Source organism: Ligaoa zhengdingensis, from assembly GCF_014384885.1.
Lineage (GTDB): Bacteria > Bacillota > Clostridia > Oscillospirales > Ruminococcaceae > Ligaoa > Ligaoa zhengdingensis.
The window spans coordinates 1-2,409 of the sequence record NZ_JACRST010000065.1 but is presented as its reverse complement, the minus strand read 5'-3'; the positions used below and the strand labels follow the sequence as shown (position 1 = coordinate 2,409).

The 2,409-nt window shown below is 55.6% G+C and carries 2 protein-coding genes and 1 pseudogene; all 3 read left to right on the top strand.

Annotated features, from left to right (window positions below; all coding sequences use genetic code 11):
* Window positions 1-630, top strand: a pseudogene (locus H8711_RS13500) (hypothetical protein); the annotation flags it as partial.
* Window positions 631-721: 91 nt separating this feature from the next.
* Entirely contained in the window at window positions 722-1,192 is a 471-nt protein-coding gene (locus tag H8711_RS13495) for a PcfB family protein (protein ID WP_249283864.1), read from the top strand.
* On the top strand, window positions 1,189-2,409 hold a 1,221-nt coding region (locus H8711_RS13490), incomplete at its 3' end, for a VirD4-like conjugal transfer protein, CD1115 family (protein WP_249283863.1). The genes H8711_RS13495 and H8711_RS13490, both read left to right, overlap by 4 nt.

The following is a 2,409-nucleotide window of genomic DNA, read 5'->3' as shown; positions in this document are numbered from 1 at the left end:
ATCAGCGCCGATGACCCGGCAGCGATTGAAAAGCTCCAGAAGAAGCTGGACGGGCTGGAACGCTCCCAGCTCATTATGAAGGAGGTCAACGCCTATTACCGCAAGCATGGCAAGCTGGATGGCTGTGCGCTGTTGTCGCCGGACCAGATTGAAAAGCTGAAAGCAAGCATGGCGTCAAGCTGGCGGAGTGACCCGAGGCCCTTTGAAAGCTACCAGCTTACCAACAACAATGCGGAGATCCGCCGGGTAAAGACCCGTATCGAACAGCTTTCCAAACAGGCACAGCAGGAATTTTCCGGCTGGGAGTTCGATGGGGGCCGTGTGGAAATGAACCGGGAGGACAACCGCTTGCAGGTATTCTTTGACGGAAAGCCTGACGCGGACACCCGGGCCGAGTTGAAAAGCAGTGGCTTTCGCTGGGCTCCCAGCGTGGGTGCATGGCAGAGGCAGCTCACGGACAACGCCATCCGGGCGGCTGACCGCTTGGAATGTATCAAACCGCTGTCCGCCGAAAAGCCTTCCCAGCTTCAAAAGAAGCCCTCTATCTTGCAGACCATGCGGGAACAGGGCGAAAAAGTCCAGACGGAGCCGGAAAAGAAAGCTCCGTCCGGCAGGGATGCCGAGCGGTAAGCCTCGGGCCACATTGGCCCGAGGTTTTCTGTTCCCCGAGATTGTACGGGGGCCTCCCGGATAGCGGGAACCCCGACGGAAAGGAGGTTTTATGCAGGAAGAAGTAAACCAAAAAACGGTTGCCCTTTCGATCAGGACAACGAAGCTCACGGGAAAAGTGCTGGCTGCCGCTCTTGGGAAGGTAGCGCGGGCGCTGCAAAAGCACCACCGGAAGGCGCTGACCCCGCAGGGACGCCAGAGCGTGAAAAAGCTGATGAACCACTATGGCGCCAAAAGCGCCATGCCCTATGTGGGAGCCCCAAAGGATTTTGACCGGATTGCGAAGGAGTTCCATGTGGACTACGCTTTCCATAAAGTGAGCCCCGGTCATTACCTGCTGTTTTTCAAAGCCAATCAGGCGGACGCTATCACGGCAGCCTTCCAGAAGTACAGCGCAAAGGTGCTGAACAAAGAGCAGGACACGGCTTCCATCCTCGGCCAGCTTCGGAAATTCACGGAGCAGATCAGGACACAGGCAAAGGAAAAGCAGCGAACCAGAGAGGCGGTGAAGGACGGACGTTGAGTGACAAGATCAGAAAATATGTGCTCCCAAACCTGCCGTACCTCTTTGTGTTCTGGTTCTTCTCCAAAATCGGGACGGCCTACCGGATCGCCCCCGGCACAGACTTCGGGACAAAGCTCATGGGGATGCTCGATACCTTCCCCAAAGCCTTTGAAACCTACTGGCCGGGGCTGGGAGGTATTGACCTGCTGGTGGGCCTTGCCGGTGCGGCTGGGGTGTATCTGCTGATACAGTCAAAGATCAGGCAGGCGAAAAAATTCCGGCGGGATGCGGAGTACGGCACCGCCCGCTTTGGAACAAAGGAGGATATAAAGCCGTTTGTTGACCCTAAATTTCAGAACAATGTCATTTTGACCGGGACGGAGTTCCTTACCATGAACACCCGTCCGAAGATACCCGCCAATGCCCGGAACCTAAACGCCTGTGTCATCGGCTCGTCCGGTTCGGGCAAGACAAGGTTCTGGCTGACTCCGCAGCTCCTTCAAGCCCATTCCTCGTATGTGGTGGTAGACCCGAAGGGCGGCACCCTCGACCAGTGCGGGCGGTTTCTGCAACGGGAGAAATACAGGGTGCGGGTGTTCAACAGTATCGACTTTTCAAAATCCATGCACTACAATCCGCTGGCCTATATCAAGACAGAAAGCGATGTTTTGAAATTTGTTACCGCCCTGATCGCCAACACCAAAGGCGACGGTAAGGAGGGCGACGAGTTCTGGACCAAAGCCGAAACCCTCTTGTACTGCGCCCTTGTGGCCTACATCGTCTTTGAGGGGCCGGAGGAAGAACGCAACATGAATACGCTGGTGGAAATGATAAACAGCATGGAAGTCCGGGAGGATGACGAAACCTTCAAAAATGCGGTGGACTATATGTTTGACGGGCTGGAACGCCGCAGCCCCCAGCACTTCGCCGTGAGGCAGTATAAGAAATACAAGCTCGCCAGCGGCAAGACAGCCAAAAGCATCTTGATTTCCTGCGGTGCGAGGCTGGCTCCCTATGATATTCCCCAACTCCGGGAGATCATGTCTTATGACGAGCTGGAGCTTGATAAGCTGGGGGATGAAAAATCGGCGCTGTTCTTTCTTATCAGCGACACGAACACCACCTACAACTTTTTGGTTGCCCTCGCTTTTTCGCAGATGTTCAACCTTCTGTGTGAACGGGCTGACAACACCTATGGCGGGCGTCTGCCCTACCATGTGCGGGTGCTGTGGGAC